Annotated in this window: 17 protein-coding genes; 10 read left to right on the plus strand and 7 right to left on the minus strand. The window is 64.3% G+C overall.

Annotated elements, in window-relative coordinates; all coding sequences use genetic code 11:
* Positions 1 to 20: 20 nt before the first annotated feature.
* Both FFS45_RS19165 and FFS45_RS19170 read right to left on the minus strand, forming a co-directional pair.
* Positions 21 to 1,157, minus strand: a complete 1,137-nt coding sequence (locus FFS45_RS19165; protein WP_137956206.1) for a 2-dehydro-3-deoxygalactonokinase — start codon at positions 1,155 to 1,157, stop codon at positions 21 to 23.
* Positions 1,154 to 2,101, minus strand: a complete 948-nt coding sequence (locus FFS45_RS19170) for an IclR family transcriptional regulator (RefSeq protein ID WP_137956207.1) — start codon at positions 2,099 to 2,101, stop codon at positions 1,154 to 1,156. The genes FFS45_RS19165 and FFS45_RS19170 overlap by 4 nt, the downstream gene beginning before the upstream one ends.
* A gap of 501 nt (positions 2,102 to 2,602) precedes the next feature.
* Between FFS45_RS19170 and FFS45_RS19175 the strand changes: the two genes are divergently transcribed.
* Positions 2,603 to 3,673: an IS30 family transposase gene (locus tag FFS45_RS19175; protein ID WP_137956208.1), complete on the plus strand. Its 1,071-nt coding sequence runs from the start codon at positions 2,603 to 2,605 to the stop codon at positions 3,671 to 3,673.
* A gap of 152 nt (positions 3,674 to 3,825) precedes the next feature.
* Here the strand turns inward: FFS45_RS19175 and mtgA are convergent, their stop codons facing one another.
* From mtgA to mpl, 5 genes are all read right to left on the minus strand, one after another.
* The gene (mtgA, locus tag FFS45_RS19180) at positions 3,826 to 4,548 is read right to left on the minus strand and encodes a monofunctional biosynthetic peptidoglycan transglycosylase (RefSeq protein WP_137956209.1); all 723 of its coding nucleotides are present in this window, start codon (positions 4,546 to 4,548) and stop codon (positions 3,826 to 3,828) included.
* Between the two features lie 5 nt (positions 4,549 to 4,553).
* Positions 4,554 to 5,444, minus strand: a complete 891-nt coding sequence (aroE, locus tag FFS45_RS19185; protein ID WP_137956210.1) for a shikimate dehydrogenase — start codon at positions 5,442 to 5,444, stop codon at positions 4,554 to 4,556.
* A complete protein-coding gene (locus tag FFS45_RS19190) occupies positions 5,441 to 7,546 on the minus strand; it encodes an RNB domain-containing ribonuclease (protein WP_137956211.1) in 2,106 nt (701 codons plus the stop codon). Before FFS45_RS19190 ends, aroE begins: the two co-directional genes overlap by 4 nt.
* Positions 7,547 to 7,676: 130 nt before the next feature.
* The gene (locus tag FFS45_RS19195) at positions 7,677 to 8,279 is read right to left on the minus strand and encodes a YqiA/YcfP family alpha/beta fold hydrolase (RefSeq protein WP_137956212.1); all 603 of its coding nucleotides are present in this window, start codon (positions 8,277 to 8,279) and stop codon (positions 7,677 to 7,679) included.
* Positions 8,276 to 9,700: a UDP-N-acetylmuramate:L-alanyl-gamma-D-glutamyl-meso-diaminopimelate ligase gene (gene mpl, locus FFS45_RS19200; RefSeq protein WP_137956213.1), complete on the minus strand. Its 1,425-nt coding sequence runs from the start codon at positions 9,698 to 9,700 to the stop codon at positions 8,276 to 8,278. Before mpl ends, FFS45_RS19195 begins: the two co-directional genes overlap by 4 nt.
* A gap of 174 nt (positions 9,701 to 9,874) precedes the next feature.
* Between mpl and FFS45_RS19205 the strand changes: the two genes are divergently transcribed.
* The 9 genes from FFS45_RS19205 to FFS45_RS19245 all read left to right on the plus strand — a co-directional run bounded on the left by FFS45_RS19205 (position 9,875) and on the right by FFS45_RS19245 (position 17,644).
* The gene (locus FFS45_RS19205) at positions 9,875 to 10,528 is read left to right on the plus strand and encodes a UDP-N-acetylmuramate--alanine ligase (RefSeq protein WP_137956214.1); all 654 of its coding nucleotides are present in this window, start codon (positions 9,875 to 9,877) and stop codon (positions 10,526 to 10,528) included.
* Between the two features lie 10 nt (positions 10,529 to 10,538).
* Entirely contained in the window at positions 10,539 to 11,090 is a 552-nt protein-coding gene (locus tag FFS45_RS19210) for a TlpA disulfide reductase family protein (RefSeq protein ID WP_137956215.1), read from the plus strand.
* A 194-nt stretch (positions 11,091 to 11,284) separates the two neighbouring features.
* Positions 11,285 to 11,740: a type II 3-dehydroquinate dehydratase gene (gene aroQ / locus FFS45_RS19215; RefSeq protein WP_137956216.1), complete on the plus strand. Its 456-nt coding sequence runs from the start codon at positions 11,285 to 11,287 to the stop codon at positions 11,738 to 11,740.
* Positions 11,741 to 11,810: 70 nt separating this feature from the next.
* A complete protein-coding gene (gene accB / locus FFS45_RS19220) occupies positions 11,811 to 12,284 on the plus strand; it encodes an acetyl-CoA carboxylase biotin carboxyl carrier protein (RefSeq protein WP_137956217.1) in 474 nt (157 codons plus the stop codon).
* 110 nt (positions 12,285 to 12,394) lie between these two features.
* On the plus strand, positions 12,395 to 13,762 hold the full coding sequence (accC, locus tag FFS45_RS19225) for an acetyl-CoA carboxylase biotin carboxylase subunit (RefSeq protein WP_137956218.1): 1,368 nt from the start codon (positions 12,395 to 12,397) through the stop codon (positions 13,760 to 13,762).
* A 3-nt stretch (positions 13,763 to 13,765) separates the two neighbouring features.
* Positions 13,766 to 14,668: a 50S ribosomal protein L11 methyltransferase gene (gene prmA, locus FFS45_RS19230; protein ID WP_137956219.1), complete on the plus strand. Its 903-nt coding sequence runs from the start codon at positions 13,766 to 13,768 to the stop codon at positions 14,666 to 14,668.
* A gap of 48 nt (positions 14,669 to 14,716) precedes the next feature.
* Complete coding sequence (locus FFS45_RS19235; RefSeq protein ID WP_137956220.1) at positions 14,717 to 15,934, plus strand: DUF3426 domain-containing protein; 1,218 nt, start codon at positions 14,717 to 14,719, stop codon at positions 15,932 to 15,934.
* A gap of 79 nt (positions 15,935 to 16,013) precedes the next feature.
* Positions 16,014 to 16,514 (plus strand): thiol peroxidase, encoded by a 501-nt coding sequence (tpx, locus tag FFS45_RS19240; RefSeq protein WP_137956221.1) that lies wholly within the window; start codon positions 16,014 to 16,016, stop codon positions 16,512 to 16,514.
* A 191-nt stretch (positions 16,515 to 16,705) separates the two neighbouring features.
* Positions 16,706 to 17,644: a carbohydrate kinase family protein gene (locus tag FFS45_RS19245; protein WP_137956222.1), complete on the plus strand. Its 939-nt coding sequence runs from the start codon at positions 16,706 to 16,708 to the stop codon at positions 17,642 to 17,644.
* Positions 17,645 to 17,651: the final 7 nt, after the last annotated feature.

Genomic DNA, 17,651 nt, shown 5'->3' on the forward strand with positions numbered 1-17,651 from the left:
ATGTCGTGCGCGGCGGCGCCTCAGTTGGCGCGTGCGGCGCCGGAGGCCGGCGTCAGCGCGGGTGCCGCCGCCGGTGCCAGCAGCCCTGCCTGAGTCGCGATGCGCCACAGGCCGCGTTCGGTGGCTTGCCGGACCAGCTTCGCCTCGGCACAGCCGAATTGCGTCAGCGCGAGCTGATAACGCTCGCACAAAGCTTCATTGCCGATCAGACGCAGCGCCTGGCCCGCGAGGCCGGTTTGATGTTGCGCGAGCACCGTGCCGAGGCCGGCGAGTTCGTGGCCGATCAGGAGGCCCGACAGATAGTCGGGCTGCTGCTGGCCGGTAAGCTGTCCGGTCAGGCCGAGCGTGCGTGCGCTGAACACCGTCGCGAGCACCCCCGCCTGCCCTTTCAGACGCGCGATGTTCACGCCGCGCAGAAATGCATCGGTATCCAGACGATCGGGCGTCACCATCGTGCGGCCGAGAATCGTGTGCTCGCGCAACGCCGCGAACACCTCGCCGGTCATGAAGGTATGAAACCGCTCGATGCGACGGGCACGCACCACCACCCATTTCGCGTGAGTACCGGGCAGTCCGATCAGCTCGGGGCGCGCCTCGTCAGCCGCGGCGGGATCATCGCCGAGCGCGCCGAAAATCTGCGTTTCCTCGCCGCGCATGACGTTCGGCAGTTCGCCGCGCTCGAGCACGCCGGGCACAATATGCAGGGTCACACCGCGGGCGGTCTGCACACGGACGATGCCGGCGACCAGCGCTTCGGCATTCGCCGGCGCATCCACGTATGGCGCTTCGAGCCAGCCTTGCGCGCTGCCGACCATGCCTGCTGCGATCACCGGCAGGCCGGGGACGCGTGCGAGCCATGCGCTACACACCGACTCGAAGGCGTCATCGAAACCACCGTCGGCGGCCGCGCGCGGCAAATTCATGATGCCTGCGGTCGACTCGCGCGCCGCCAGCACGTTGCCGGCTGTGTCGAACAGGTAGGCCCGCAATGATGTCGTGCCCCAGTCGAGCGCGACCAGCGCGGCCTGATCGAAGCTCGCGGCGCCTGCTTGCGGCAGCACGCCGACACCTGCGGCATGCTGTTCGCCAGCGCCGTTCGTGACGTTGTCGACGGCGGCTACGGTGTCGACCGGCATGGGAGAACCCGCTTGCGTCATCGTTTGATCCTGCGCGTCGCCGGCTGCGGCACACGCCAGCCGAGTTCCTCCGAGATGGCGCGCGCTTCACGCTGCACGACCGTAATCAGTTCGTCCATCCGCTCGAGCGACATATACGGGATCGTGCTCGCCACCGACAGCGCCGCCACGATCGAACCGGAAGCGTCGCGCACGGGCGCTGCGACGCAACGGATCGACGCCTCGTTTTCTTCGAGGTCGAACGTGTAGCCGCCTGCCGCGTAGTTGGTCATGCGCTGCATGAAGGTCGGCAGATCGGGACGGTTATCCGGCTTGAAGCTGACGCCTGCCAGCGCGCGGCGCGAGGCGTCGAACAGCGACTGCCAGGAATCCGGTTTGAGGTCGAGCATCATCGCCTTGCCGATGCCGGTCGACGCCAACGGCATGCGATGCCCTACCCGCGAGCGCATTTCCAGACCGCGCGTGCCGGGGATCTTGTCGATGTAGAGCACGTCGTCGCCGTCGCGCACGCCGAGGTGGATCGTGTCGAGCGTCTGTTCGGCGAGCGACTCGAGATGCTGGCGCGCCACCGCGGTGAGCGGCATCTGTTCGAGCGCGATGGTGCCGAGCTCGATCAGCTTCGGCCCGAGCAGATAGCCGCCCTGCACCTGGCGCAGATAGCGCGCCTGCACGAGGCTGCTGACGAGCCGATGGGTGGTGCTGCGCGTCGTACCGAGCGTGGCGCCGAAGGTGCGCAGATCGCGCACGCCGCTGGCGGCGGCTTCGAGGATGGCGAGGCCGCGCAACAGCGTTTGCGTGCCGGCTTGCTGCGGCGTGATGTCGAGCAGCGTGCTCGGCAGCGCGATTTCGTCGGCGGGCGGGGGCGAGCCTGCAGTGCCGTTCATGGTGCGGGCGCGCGGCGACGCTGCGGCTTCATCCCGGGCGACGGATCCGGAGGTGGCGTGAGTGGACATCGCTTTGTTCATGGCGATTGGGCGAAGAATGGGGGATTACCGCGCGGAGCCGGCCTGACGGCCAGCAAAACGGGACAGAACACGACGCGTGTGCGCTTGCTGCCTGACGGTGGTGGGCATGGCTGATTGTCTCCGTTTGTTCGGTCCACGCTGGGCCGCACGGTGTGCGGGGGTGGGACTTTTTTTGCCTCGCTGGCGGGTTGCGCTTGTCGCTTGTCTTTGCGCAGTGCCTCGCGGGCTTGGTGTTTCGGATTGTAGGGCGGTTTTTTTCAAATCTCCAATATGTGAGTGTTGGATTCATATAATGGGATTTGGGGCTTTGCTAGGGTGTGTGATTGCCTGCGGCGCCTTGTTGTTTGGTTGTTCTTATGGTGTTGGCCTTTCCTTGTTGTGTTATTGGTTTATTAGCGTCGCCCCTGTGCGGGGCGGCCCCTACTTTTCTTTGCCGCCGCAAAGAAAAGTAGGGGCGGTTTCAAGATGCAAGTGCAACAGCACCCGTTTAGGATGCGTTGGATGGGACAGACATACGAACAACTGGGCGCCGAGGAACGCGCCGTGATCCTCGCGATGAAACTCGAGAGCAGGAGTGCACGTGAGATTGCACGAGCGCTGCGGCGCTCACCGAGCACAATTAGCCGTGAACTGAGGCGCAATGGGTGGAAACCTGCTCATGAGCGAGGCGTGATGGGCCGGCCGGCCATTGCGGGCGGTTATGATGCGGTACGCGCGGGCAGGCGTGCAGGACGGCTTCGACGCAAGCCACGCGTTGAACGTAAGCTGCACTTTGATGGAACGCTATGGCCTGAGGTGCGTCAACATCTGGACCGGTGTCTTTCGCCTGAACAGATTTCAGCCCAACTCAAACGTGCCCATCCGGACAAGCCTGCCTTGAATGCCTCGCATGAAACGATTTATAACGCGATCTATGCCGCGCCGCGCGGAGAGCTAAGGCGAGAACTGGTCAGCCTGCTCAGACAGGGCCGTGGGGCGCGCCGGCCACGCACACGGGGAGACGATCGGCGGGGCAAGCTGGTCGATATGGTCAGCATTCACGTGCGTCCGCCCGAAGCCAACGACAGGCTCATTCCCGGTCACTGGGAGGGCGATCTGATCAAAGGCATAGCCAACCGATCGGCAGTCGGCACGCTGGTCGATCGCAGCACGCTCTTCGTGATGCTGGTGAAGATGGATGGCAGCACCGCCGAGGCCGCGCTCAAGGCGTACAGTGCTGCGTTTGCCCCACTGGACGAAGAATTGCGCAAGACGCTGACCTACGACCAGGGCAAGGAAATGGCGTTACATAAAGAGCTGGCCGAGGCGACAGGCATCCGGATCTACTTCTGCGATCCCCATAGCCCCTGGCAACGCGGCATTTGCGAGAACATCAACGGACTGCTGCGACAGTTCCTGCCCAAAGGCACGGATCTGTCCGTGTTCTCGCAGCGCCAGCTTGATGCGATTGCACTGAATATGAACACGCGGCCTCGCAAGACACTCGGCTGGCGCACACCCGGCGAAGTGTTTATCGAGAATTGTGCGAAGCAAGGAATTGTGATCGACCCCGCTGTTGCACTTGGAGTTTGAAACCGCCCCTACTTTTCTTTGCGGCGGCAAAGAAAAGTAGGTGCCGCCCCGCACAGGGGCAACGCTAATAGACCAATAACACAACAAGGAAAGGCCAACGCCCTAAAAACAACCACCAAAGCGCCGAGCAGGCAAACCAAAAACCAAAACCTTCATTCCGGCAACTCAGCCGCCCCCATCCGATGAGCAATCACCCCCGCGCGCTGCGCAAGATACGCCGACCCCCGATGCTCATCAAAATACTTAGGCCTGGGCAACATCACCGCCAGCCGTGCCGCCTGCCACCCAGTCAACTTCGCAGCCGTCGTCTTATAGTAATACCGCGCCGCAGCCTCGGCGCCATAAACCCCATTACCCCACTCAACCGAGTTGAGATAAATCTCGTAGATCCGCTCCTTGTCCATCAAGGTCTCGAGCATCCACGTGATAATCAGTTCCTGCCCCTTGCGGATATAACTCTTCTGCCGCGATAGAAAAAGATTGCGCGCCAGTTGCTGCGAAATCGTCGAACCGCCCGCCACAATCTTGCCGCGCGTCTTGTTCTTCTCCCACGCCTGCAGGATCGCGTCCGTCTCATAGCCGTTGTTGTTGACGAAGTTCGCATCCTCGGACGCAATGATCGCCCGCTTGAGATTGCGCGAAATCTGCTCGTACGGCACCCACGTATGCTGGATCGACAGATCGGGCCGGTCCTCGGAAAGCGTCCACGCGTCCGAACGCATGAATGCCGTCGACTGTGGATTCACGTAATTCCAGATGCCGATCTGCACGAAGTAGAACAACTGCGTCGCAATCCAGGCAATCGCAACCACCGCGCCAACGTAAACAACCCAGCGGGTCGGTCCCGGCCGGGTGGCTCCCCTCGTTCGCGTCATCGTGGTCAAGCCGCGCTCTGCGCCGCCAGCATCTGGCGCAGTTGCGCCAGCACCGCCGCGCCATCGGGACGCACTCCGCGCCAGATATAAAACGACTCTGCCGCCTGCTCGACCAGCATCCCCAGACCGTCCGCGGTTCGCGCGCCCAGCCTTTGCGCGTGCTGCATGAAAACCGTCGGCTGGGCGCCGTACATCATGTCATAGGCGAGTGTGCCGTTGCCGAATGCATCGTCGTCGCACTCGGGCAACGCGGCATCCAGACTGCCTGCGGTGGCATTGATGATGACGTCGTAAGCACCTCGCTCGATGACTGCCGCACTACCTCCGGTCAACCCGCATCCGGCCGCTTGCGCTGCGGCGCTGAAGTGGTCAACCAGCGCGCTCGCCTTCGCGGCGGTCCGGTTGACGATCGTCAGCGTGTGCGGCGCGCGCTCCAGCATCGGCAGCACCACGCCTCGCGCGGCGCCGCCCGCGCCCAGCAGCAGGATGCGAGCACCCTTGAGCGGTGTGGCCAGATTCACTTCGATATCGCGCACGAGGCCGAAGCCATCGGTATTGTCGCCATAGATGCCGTCGGCGTCGAAGCGCAACGTATTCACTGCGCCTGCCGCCGCCGCACGCGGCGAGAGCGTCGTCGCCAGCGCGTGGGCGTCCAGCTTGAACGGCACCGTCACGTTGAGGCCGCGCCCGCCGGCTTCCATAAAAGCGCGTACATGCGGCACGAACGCATCGACCGGCGCCAGCAAATGCGTGTATTCGATCGGCTCGCCAGTCTGCTCGGCAAAGCGCGTATGAATGAACGGCGACTTGCTGTGGCCAACCGGATTGCCGATCACCGCATAACGGTCACGCTCACCGCCCGCGGTCCTCGCGCTCTCGTGAGTCGTCTGGCTCATGATTGTCCCGGCTCGCCCGCATGCTGAGCGGCGGGGGCGGTCTCAGCCTCGCCGTCATTGCCGTCCGCGTTGTCCGCTTCGGCGTCCGGAAGTGCCTCGGCCTCAGCTTCCGCTTCGGTCTCGGCGGAATCGTCCGCGGCGTCGAGCAGCGCTTCTTCGCCCTCGTCCGCTTCTTCCGCCTCAGTACCGCTCGCGACCGTCGGTGCATCGAGCACGTGCAGCATCCGAACCGACGCTTCCACCGTCAACTCATCAATCGACATCACTTCCATCAGCAGACGGGTGCCGCGTGCATGCACGCCGAGTGCCGGCACGTGCAGCAGCAGCGGAATTTCTTCGAGACGCACGAGGTCGTCCTTCACCACCGACGCCACCACCTGCTTCTTGTTCTCCTGCTTCAGCCAGCGCAGGCACCAGAAGTACTCCATGCGGCGCTGGTGATCGGCATAGGCCGAGTAGGTATCGTCAAAACCCTGCACCACCGCGAACAGATCGGCGTCCTTCGGCTTGAACGGCGCGGCCAGCTTGGCGGTCACGCCGTGCTGCACGCACGCGAGCAGTTGCCATTGATTGACCAGGTCGACATAGCGGCGCAGCGGCGAGGTGCTCCACGCATACTGCGTCACACCGAGACCTTCGTGCGGCGCTGCACTGGTCTGCATCCGCGTGCGCTTCGGGCCCGACGGTGTGCCAAACGCCCGCTGCGTGCGGTAAATCCCCGGCACGCCGTGGTCGTGCAGGAACGCGCCCCACGACGAATTGGCGAGAATCGCCAGTTCCGCGACGATCGTGTCGAGCGGCGATCCGCGACGGCGCGGCGTGATCGTGATGTGCTCGCCGTCCACGTAAAAATTGAAATCGGTATTGCGCTGCACTTCGCGGCGCAGACCGTAACCCGCCCGCGCCTGCTGGCGTTTCTCGAACAGGGCCAGCGCGAACGGCCACAGCACCGCAATGTCTTCCTTGTGCGGATATTCGCCGCTGCCGGCAGCCAGTGCCTCTTCGGTGACCAGTTCGTCGAGCGTGTTGTGGCGCAGGTTGTTCTTCACGAACACGCGCTCGGCGCGCGTCTCGCTGGCGACGATTTCCTGAGTCTCGCGATTGACGATCACATACAGCGACAGTGCCGGCCGCAAGCCGCCCTCGGCCAGCGTGAACGCCTCGACGACGCTGTCCGGCAGCATCGTGATCTTGTCGCCGGGCATATAGACCGTCGAGAGGCGCGTGCGGGCAATGTCGTCCACCTGATCGCCGCGCTGGATGCCAAGCGCCGGCGCCGCGATGTGCACGCCAATCCGCACGCGGCCATCGGCGAGATGCTCGACCGAAAACGCATCGTCGATCTCGGTGGTGGTCACGTCGTCGATCGAAAAGGCGTCGACATCGGCTTGCGGCAAATCCTCAGGCAAAAGGCCCGGCGTCACCGGAGGAAAGCCAGTGCCATGCGGGAAGAATTCGGCGAGAAAGCGCGCTTCATGCAGCGCCCGCGCCGACGCAATCCCGCCGCATTCGAGCATCAGACGCGCCTGCGAGACGCCGCGTGCCGCGGCCGCCGCCTCAAGCGCCTTGTATTCGATGGTGTTCTTGTCCGGCCTGGTCAGGAGGCCCAGGGCCTTGCCGGCGAGCGCTTCGGGCAAACGGCCGGCCTTCAGCTCTTCTTCGTACTCCGCCTGCACCAGCCCCTGCTGACGCTTGCGCTCGAGCGAGGCGAGCGCAAGCTTGAGCTGCTCCTGCGGCGCGCGCTGATACTGGCCCCGGCCCTTGCGACGGAAGTACACCGGCGCGCTATGCATGCGCAGCACCAGCGCCGCACGTTCTACCGGGCCGAACGACGCGCCGAAGTAGTCGGCGCCCAGCGTCGCAAACGGGAATTCGTCGTCGGGCGCGCATTCCCACAGGAAATCGAGATCGATCTCCTGCGCTGCAGCATCGGCCTGCTGGATCAGATCGCCCGCGCTCGGCTTCTCGAATTCGATCAGCACGTCTTTTGCCCGCACCTTGGCGCGCCGGCCGCCCGGCAGCTCGACCTGAAACGCATCGCCCTGGCGCGACAGCACGCTGCCCGCCTTGAAACTACCCGATTCCTCAAAGAAAACGTTCACTCAATACTCTCGTTCTGACTTGCATCTGCCGCAGCGCCTGGCGTTGAAAACCGGCCCGCGCGTCGGCAACGTGTTCGTGGTGGTGGGTCCGTCGCGCTCGTGCTGGGCGCTAACGGCATGAATCAATGAATCAGGCCGCCGCGCGTGGCGCCGGCGGTTCCAGATTTTCCGCGTCGCAAAAGGCGAGCACGTCGTCGACATACTGCTCGAACTCGCTGATCGCGTGATCGCTGCCTTCAATCAGCGTAGTGCGGGCGCCCGGATAGTGCCCGAGCATCTCGCGGTAATCGAGCACTTCGTCGCCGGTCGCAGCTATCAAATAATAGCGTTCGGGCCGCGTGATCGATGCGACCCCGAGTGCGCGCAACTCGTCCAGATGATGCGGCTCGACGACGATGCTGCCGCCGCCGTGCCACAGCGGCTGCTCGCCGAGATACTGGCTAAGATCGCGCTGCGGCACAACCGCTGGATTCAGCAGCACCGCCGGCCAGCCGTGCTTTTCCGCGAGGTGCGTGGCGAAATAGCCGCCCAGCGAACTGCCGACTACTGTCACGCGCTGCGTGGCCGCCGCAGCTGCCAGCGACTCGGCCAGCGCGATCGTCTCGAGCGGCGAGACCGGCAGCATCGGGCAGCACCACTCCGCCGAGCGCCCGAGTTCCGTCAGACGCGCCGCCATCACGCGCGCCTTGAATGAATTGGGCGACGAGCGAAAACCATGCAGATAGAGAATCACGCTGCGCCCCGCGCCGGTGAGTCCGGCAGCGCCTGAGCCGGCCGCGCCGAGAGCGCATCGAGCAGCTTCTGATGGACGCCGCCAAAGCCGCCATTGCTCATCACCAGCACCTGGTCGCCGGGCTGCGCGGCCGCTACAACCGCCTTCACGAGCGCATCCAGATTGTCGAAGGCCTTGGCCTTGTCGCCAAGCGGCGCCAGCGCTTCGCCGAGATCCCAGCCCAGCGCGTCGCGCCCGGTCGGCGCGCCGTAACCGAACACGAGGTCCGCGTCGGCGAGACTCGCCGGCAACTGCGCTTTCATCACGCCGAGCTTCATCGTGTTCGAGCGCGGTTCCAGCACGGCGAGAATCCGCGTGCGCTCGCGGCCGACGCGCGTGCGCAGTCCGGCAACGGTTGTCTCGATCGCGGTGGGATGGTGTGCGAAGTCGTCGTACACCGTCACGCCGTCGACGCTGCCGCGCACTTCCATGCGGCGCTTCACATTGCGGAAGCCCGCGAGCGACTGTGCGGCCTGGGCCGGCGGCACGCCAACACTACGCGCGGCGGCAATCGCCGCGATAGCGTTCATGCGGTTGTGTTCGCCCTGCACCTGCCAGTCGACCACGCCCACGCGCGCCCCGTTGTGATACACCGCGAAGCGCTCGTCGACGGGCACGCCGTCTTCCGCCGGTAGCGCCTGCCACCCACCCTGTACGCCGAAGCGCTCCACCTCGCTCCAGCAGCCGCGCGCGAGCACCCGGTCGAGCGCGTCCTCGCGGCCGTTGGTCACGATCCGCCCAATGCCTGGCACGGTACGGACCAGATGGTGGAACTGCGTCTCGATAGCGGCAAGATCCGGGAAAATGTCAGCGTGATCGAACTCGAGGTTGTTCAGGATCGCCGTGCGCGGGCGGTAATGGACGAACTTCGAGCGCTTGTCGAAGAACGCGGTGTCGTACTCGTCCGCTTCGATCACGAAGAAGCTCGAATCGGTCAGCCGCGCCGACACGCCAAAGTTCAGCGGCACGCCGCCAATCAGGAAGCCCGGGTTCAGGCCAGCGTCCTCGAGCAGCCAGGTGAGCATCGAACTGGTGGTCGTCTTGCCGTGCGTGCCCGCCACTGCCAGCACCCACTTGCCGTTCAGGACATGCTCGCCGAGCCATTGCGGGCCCGACACATACGGCAGGCCGCGGTCGAGGATCGCCTCCATCAGCGGGTTGCCGCGCGACACGACATTGCCGATCACGAACAGATCGGGGTTCAGATCGAGCTGCTCCGCGCCGTAACCCTCTATAAGACGAATGCCCTGAGCCTCGAGCTGCGTGCTCATGGGCGGGTAGACGCCGGCGTCGCAGCCGGTGACCGTGTGCCCGGCGCCGCGCGCGAGTACCGCGAGACCGCCCATGAACGTGCCGCAGATTCCGAGGATGTGGATGTGCATAAGCCTGTCGTGCCGCGCGGGCGAGTTTTTGCGTGGGAGGAGATGCGCAGGAAGGGCCGAAAAGGTCCGTCCGCAAAGGACGCTATTGTAACCGACACCCTCCGGTTGCCCTGCCCTGGACGGGAGCGCGCCGGACCCAAAAGGACGCCCATCAATCTCTAGTATGATTGTGAGATGGTTCGCAAATCACATTTCGATCCGCAGCGGGTGCGCGAGGAAATCGCCATCGCCGCTGCGAGAATGATCGCCGAGGACGGTCTGGACTACTCGACGGCCAAGCGCAAGGCTGCGCGACAGGTCGTCGGGGAGACGCGCGTCGCCGGCGAATGGCTGCCGGATAACGACCAGATCGAAGAAGAAATCCGCGAGTACCAGTCGCTCTTCCAGGGCGACAGCCAGCCGGCCGTGCTGCGCCGGTTGCGCGGCATCGCACTCGACTGGATGCAACGGCTCGCGCCGTTCAACCCGTATCTGACCGGCGCCGTGCTGAACGGCACGGCGGGCGAACACTCGGATGTGTATCTGCAGGCGTTCTGCGACAACCCCAAGGACGTCGCCATCTACTTCCTCAACGCCAACGTGCAATACGACGTCTCGGAGACGCGCCATTTCGCCGGCCGCGGCTATGTCGAGACCCTCAGCTTCATGTGGCGTCCCGAGCGCGAGGCGCATGGCGCCGAGCCGGTCGGCGTGCACGTCGCGCTGTACAGCACGGACGACCTGCGCGGCGCGGTGCGCGCCGATTCGCGCGGCCGTCACGCGCGGGCGAGCGTCCAGGCCGTGCAGGCGCTGCTCGACGAAAGCGGCGTGACCTCCCCTAACAATTGATCGGAAAACAATGAAGACCAAGCGGATACTCGCCTGTGCAGTCGTAGCGATAATCGCCGCGGGCGTGGGCCTGCTCACCGGCCACAGCGTGCTGGAAGCGGATGGCGTAGACGTGGCGCAGGCAGCCCAGCCGGCGCCCCAAAGCGCCGTGACGCAGTTGTGGGCGGCGCCCGTCACCAATCCCGACGGCAAGCCGCAGTCGCTGAGCCTGTTCAAGGGACACCCGGTCGTGATCAACTTCTGGGCCTCGTGGTGCGGGCCGTGCGTCGAGGAAATGCCGGCGCTCGCCCAGCTGCATCGCGAGTACGCGAAGAAAGGCATCGAGTTCGTCGGACTTGGCGTCGACTCCGGCAAAAATGTGAAGACTTTCCTGCAAAAGGTGCCGGTCGACTATCCGGTCTATGTGATCGGCTTCGGCGGCGCTGACCTCGCCCGGGCGTTCGGCAATAATGCGGGCGGACTGCCGTTCACGGTCGTCATCGACGCAAAAGGTAACGTTCGGTCGACAAAATTAGGTCAAATTCAGCCGAACGAGCTCAGACACACGCTCGACGCGCTGTAAACTTCACATTCTCCCAAGGTTTAATTGCGCCCGGAACAGGCCGGATTGCGCGCAGATTGCATAAAATTGCGAGAAGATGCGCGTCCCGCTACCCGGCCGAAAGCGGCCGGGATCAATCCTTCTGCGCGTGAAACTAGACAAGTTTCTCTAATCAGCGCTAAAGTGCGGCCAATTCCACGGAAATAGAAGTAACCATGACGCGACTGCTGGTACTGCACGGACCTAACCTCAACCTTCTCGGCACCCGGGAACCGGAGGTCTATGGTCACGTGACGCTGCCACAGATCGATCAGGCGCTGGCCGACCGCGCAGCGGATGCCGGCGTCGATCTCGCGTCGTTCCAGAGCAACCATGAGGGCGCCCTGGTCGATCGCATCCAGTCTGCGCGGATCGAAAAAACCGATTTCATTCTGATCAATCCCGCTGCGTACACGCACACCAGCGTGGCGATTCGGGACGCACTGGCGGGGGTCGGCATCCCGTTCGTCGAGATTCATCTGTCGAACGTGCATCGTCGCGAACCGTTCCGGCATCATTCGTATTTCTCCGACCAGGCAGAAGGCGTGATTTGCGGCCTAGGCTGGAAGGGATATCTGTACGCACTCGAGTTCGCACTCGACCGGCTTGCCGCCGGCTCGTCGCGCGGCTGATTCCAACAAACTATCTTGCGCCGGCAGGCAGCGCCGCCGGCACTTCATGCATTGAAAGGGGATGTGCCCAATGGATCTACGTAAACTGAAGACTCTGATCGACCTCGTCTCCGAGTCCGGCATTTCGGAACTGGAAGTGACCGAAGGTGAAGGCAAGGTCCGCATCGTCAAGAATGCGCCGCCGGTTTACGTCCAGCCGTCCGCTTCCTACGCGCCGCAATACGCCGCGCCGGCACCGGTTGCGGGCGCGCCCGCAGAAGCGCCGGCAGCCGCAGCGGCGGCTGCGCCCGCTGCTGCGGCCGCACCGCAAGGCCACGTGGTGACCTCGCCGATGGTCGGCACGTTCTACCGCGCGCCGTCGCCGGGCGCCGAGCCGTTCGTCCAGGTGGGCGACACGGTCAAGGAAGGCCAGACGATCTGCATCATCGAAGCCATGAAGCTGCTCAACGAGATCGAGTCGGACAAGTCCGGCGTGGTCAAGGAAATCCTCGTCGACAACGGGCAAGCCGTCGAATACGGCCAGCCGCTGTTCGTGGTCGGCTAACGCGGCACGCTTTGCGTTTGCCGTCCGCGCGCCTGCTGGACCGGGGCGCGCGACCGATCCTCTGAGGCAGCCGCTTCTGGTGGCGCCCATTGATGAGTCGAAAACCCGCTATGTTTGAAAAAATTCTCATTGCCAATCGCGGCGAGATCGCGCTCCGGATTCAGCGCGCGTGCCGCGAGCTCGGCGTCAAAACTGTCGTCGTCTATTCCGAGGCCGACAAGGAAGCCAAGTATGTGAAGCTCGCCGACGAGGCCGTCTGTATCGGCCCCGCGCCTTCCAACCTGAGCTACCTGAACATGCCGGCGCTGATCAGCGCGGCGGAAGTCACCGACGCCGAGGCGATTCACCCCGGCTACGGCTTCCTCTCCGAGAACGCCGACTTCGCCGAGCGCGTCGAGCAGTCCGGCTTCACCTTCATTGGCCCGCGTCCGGAAACCATCCGGATGATGGGCGACAAGGTGACGGCCAAGCAGACCATGATCAAGACCGGCGTGCCTTGCGTGCCGGGTTCTGAAGGCGCGTTGCCGGAAGATCCGAAAGAGATCGTGAAAATTGCCCGCCAGGTGGGCTATCCGGTGATCATTAAGGCAGCCGGCGGCGGCGGTGGCCGCGGCATGCGCGTGGTCCATACGGAAGCGGCGCTCGTCAACGCGGTCAACATGACGCGCGAAGAAGCCGGCCGTGCCTTCGGCAACCCGCAGGTCTACATGGAGAAATTCCTGGAGAACCCGCGGCACATCGAAATCCAGGTGCTGTCCGACTCGTTCAAGAACGCCGTCTGGCTGGGCGAGCGCGACTGCTCGATGCAGCGCCGTCACCAGAAAGTGATCGAGGAAGCGCCGGCGCCGGGTATTGCGCGCCGCCTGATCGACCGTATCGGCGATCGTTGCGCCGATGCCTGCAAGAAGATGGGCTACCTCGGCGCGGGTACGTTCGAGTTCCTCTACGAAAACGGCGAGTTCTACTTCATCGAGATGAACACGCGCGTGCAGGTCGAACACCCGGTGACCGAACTCATCACGGGCGTCGACATCGTCCAGGAACAGATCCGCATCGCGGCCGGCGAGAAGCTTGCCTTCCGCCAGCGCGACATCGTGTTCCGGGGCCACGCCATCGAATGCCGGATCAACGCCGAAGATCCGTTCAAGTTCATCCCGTCGCCGGGGCGCCTGACGTCGTGGCATATGCCGGGCGGTCCTGGCATCCGCGTCGATTCGCACGCCTACAATGGCTATTTCGTGCCGCCGAACTACGATTCGATGATCGGCAAGCTGATCGCTTACGGCGCAACCCGCGAGCAGGCCATCAAGCGGATGCGCATCGCGCTGTCGGAAATGGTGGTGGAAGGCATTCAGACCAACATTCCGCTGCATCGTGAACTGATGCTCGACGCGAAGTTTGTCGAGGGCGGCACCAGCATTCACTACCTTGAAAACCGGCTGGCTGCAAAGCTGCAGGCCGCACCGGAAGAAGCGTAAGTCATGAGTTACCGGGAACTGATCGTCGAGCTGGCACGCGAGCACGCAGAGGAGCTATCCGATGCGCTGCTCGATCTGGGTGCCTTGTCCGTATCGGTGGAAGATGCGGATGCCGATACGCCCGACGAGCAGCCGCTCTTCGGCGAGCCCGGTCTCACGCCTGATCGCACGGCCTGGCAGCGCTCGCGCGTGATCGCGCTGCTGGCGCCGGAACACGACCCCGCCGTACTGTTGACGGCGGCGGCCAATGAACTCGGCCTCACGCCCGCCCCCACGTTTACCGTGCGCGAAGTCGAGGAGCAGGACTGGGTGCGGCTCACGCAGTCGCAGTTCGATCCGATTCCGATCGGCGAACGCATCTGGGTCGTGCCGTCCTGGCACGATGCGCCGGACCCTGATGCGCTGGTGCTCGAACTGGACCCCGGCCTCGCCTTCGGCACCGGCAGCCATCCGACCACGCGCCTGTGCATGGAGTGGCTGGAGCAGGCGGTGGCGCCGAACCAGTCGGTGCTCGATTATGGCTGCGGCTCCGGCATCCTCGCGATCCTTGCGAAGAAGTGCGGCGCGAACCCGGTCTACGGTATCGACATCGACCCGCAAGCCGTCGAATCCGCTCGTCACAACAGCGAGCGCAACCGCGCCGAAGTGACCTACGGGTTGCCTGAAGACTGCCCGGCCGGCGAATTCGATATCGTCGTCGCCAACATTCTGTCCAATCCGCTCAAGCTGATGGCGTCGATGCTGTCGTCGAAGGTGAAGCCGGGCGGCCGCCTCGCGCTGTCGGGCATCCTTGCGCGCCAGGCAGAGGAAGTCGCGCGGGTTTATCAGCAGTGGATCGACATCGCCGTCTGGCGTGAACATGAAGGTTGGGTGTGCCTGACGGGAACCCGTCGGGAAAGCCATTAGAATAAGACGTATTGTCCAACCAACGGCCTTGCGGCCAACCGGCTCAATATGCTCCTGGCGACCCGCTGTCCTTTCTGCGAAACGGTCTTCCGGCTCCAGGCCGCCCAGCTTGCGCTGCGCCGCGGTCTGGTGCGCTGCGGGCATTGCCAGGAAGTGTTCGACGCCTCGAGCGGCTTGTACGAAACCGTCGAAGGCGCCGACTTCTCTACCGCCACCCCGGTTTCCGCAGCGGAACTCAGCGCGCTGACCGCGCAAGGGAATGCGACTGCGCCGCCCACGGCACCGAATTTCAGCGCCGAGGCCTGGAACCCGTGGGCCCCGCAGCCCGACGCCGCCATCGACCAGAGCCTGCTCCACAACGCGACCAATCTGCCGCTGGCACCCGTTGCTGCCAGCGTCGCGGTTACGCCGCGGCATGCCGACGAATCGGAGATGCGCCCCGCAAGTGTCGAAGCGGACGCGGCGCTCGACCGGGAGCCCGTGTTTGCGCCGCCCTCCAGGTCACCCGAGCCGCTCGCCGCCGCGAGCCAGCAGGATGCGGCCGAAGCGAAATCGCACGCCGAAGCCGCCGCTGAGCCGGCGCCAGTATGGCGGCCGCTGGAGCCGCCCGAGGACGAACCCAGGTTGCAGGACACGCAGGCCGCTGCTGCCGCGCTGCGCAGCGCCCCGGATCAGGAACCCCATTTCGGCGCGGCGGCGGCCACCGCCCCGTTCGCCGTCAATCCGCCTGCGGATGAAGCCGACCCGTTTCCGGTCGTCCGTGAAACCCGTGCGCCGGCACCGCGCCGCCTCGGCTGGCGGATCGTCGGCACACTCGTCGCGTTGCTGCTGTTGCTCGGTCTGCTGGCCCAGCTCGCGTGGTGGCAGCGCGAAACGATCATGGTGGACTGGCCGGACTCCGAGGCGCTTTACGCCCAGGCTTGCGAGCCGCTCGGCTGCACGGTGATGCCGCCGCATGCGATCGACGGTCTGCAGGTCGAGCCGTCCGATCTGCGCCAGATCGACGGCCCGCACAAGCTCGAACTGAAGATGCCGCTGCGCAATCGCTATAACGTCGCGCTGGCCTACCCGGCCATCGAACTGACGCTGCTCGACGATCAGAACAACGTCGCCGTGCGCCGCGTGCTGTGGCCGCAGGACTATGTGAAGCCCGGCACGCCGATCGCGGCCGGATTGCCCGCTCGCACGACCCAAACCATGATCGTGCATCTGGATACGGGCAACACAGTCGCATCGAATTTCCGGGTACAGATTTTTTACCCTTGAACCAGCTGCAGCATCCTCGCGCACCCGGACCACCGGGCGCGTTTTACCGTCAATCCCTGACGAATCTTCGGAGCACAACATGAGTCAAGTCACGCTGGGTGGCAACCCGATCGAAGTAGCCGGCACGTTCCCGACCGTCGGCCACAAGGCACCCGCCTTCTCGCTGGTCGGCAAGGATCTCAAGCCGGTCACCCTCGCCGATTTCGCCGGCAAGCGCAAAGTGCTGAACATCGTGCCGAGCCTCGACACGCCGACCTGCGCCACCTCCACGCGCAAGTTCAACGAAGCCGCCGGCAAGCTGTCGAACACGGCTGTGATCGTCGTTTCGGGCGACCTGCCGTTCGCGGCCACGCGCTTCTGCACGACCGAAGGCATCGAAAACGTCCTGACCGCATCGACCTTCCGCGGCCATGAATTCGCTCAAGCCTACGGCGTCGACGTTACGAGCGGCCCGCTGACGGGCCTGACGGCGCGCGCCGTGGTCGTCATCGACGAAAACGACAACGTGGTTCACGCCGAACTCGTTGGCGAAATCAAGAACGAACCGAACTACGACGCAGCGCTCGCCGCACTGAAGTAAGCGTCTCGCGCCCGATCCAGCGCCGCGCTTCGAGCGCGGCGCTTTCGCATGTGAAGAAAACGCCGGGCCGCTCCAGGTTTTCTTCTTCCCCTCGGGGGAGCTGGCGCAAAGCGCCAGGATAGGTGGCGCTCTGATGTGATTTACCTTTGTTAAGTGCCTTATCCAGTTCGACTTCTACAGGACCACTCGCCTTGGCTACGCTGATTTGCGGCTCGCTCGCATACGACAACATCATGACCTTTGAGGGCCGCTTTCGGGAGCACATCCTGCCGGAGCAGGTCCATATCCTGAACGTGAGCTTCCTTGTGCCGACGATGCGCCGCGAATTCGGCGGCTGCGCGGGCAACATGGCTTACTCGCTGCACCTGCTGGGCGGCGACGCACGCATCATGGGCACGCTCGGCGCAGTCGACGCGCAACTCTATGTGGATCGCTTCGACCGGCTCGGCTTGTCGCGCGCACACGTGCTCGTCGTGCCGGACACCTATACGGCGCAGGCGATGATCACCACCGATCTGGAAAACAACCAGATCACCGCCTTCCATCCGGGCGCGATGATGCAGGCGCACCTGAACCACGCGGATGAGGCAAAAGACATCACGCTCGCCATCGTGGGACCGGACGGCTATCAAGGCATGATCCAGCACTCCGAACGACTGGCGGCGGCCGGCGTGCCGTTCATCTTCGATCCGGGTCAGGGTTTGCCGCTGTTCGACGGTGCGTCGCTGCGCCGCATGATTGAACTTGCTACTTACGTAGCTGTCAACGATTACGAAGCCAAACTGGTGAGCGACAAAACGGGCTGGTCGACCGAAGAGATCGCCAGCCGGGTCGAAGCGCTGATCGTGACGCGCGGCGAGCATGGTTCGCAAATCCATCATGCAAACGGCATCGAAGAGATTCCCGCTGTCACGGCCAAACAGGTGCTCGACCCGACCGGTTGCGGCGACGCCTTCCGCGGCGGCCTGCTCTACGGTATCGAGAAGCAGCTTGGCTGGGCCACCACGGGCCGCCTGGCAAGCCTGATGGGTGCGCTCAAGATCGAGCATCAGGGGCCGCAAAACTACGCGCCCACGCGGGCGGAAATCAACGAACGGTTCAAGCAGGCGTTTGGATACGACCTGCCGTAAGGCCGAA

Origin of the sequence: Burkholderia sp. 4M9327F10 (assembly GCF_005503145.1) — a bacterium.
Taxonomy (GTDB): Bacteria; Pseudomonadota; Gammaproteobacteria; order Burkholderiales; family Burkholderiaceae; genus Paraburkholderia.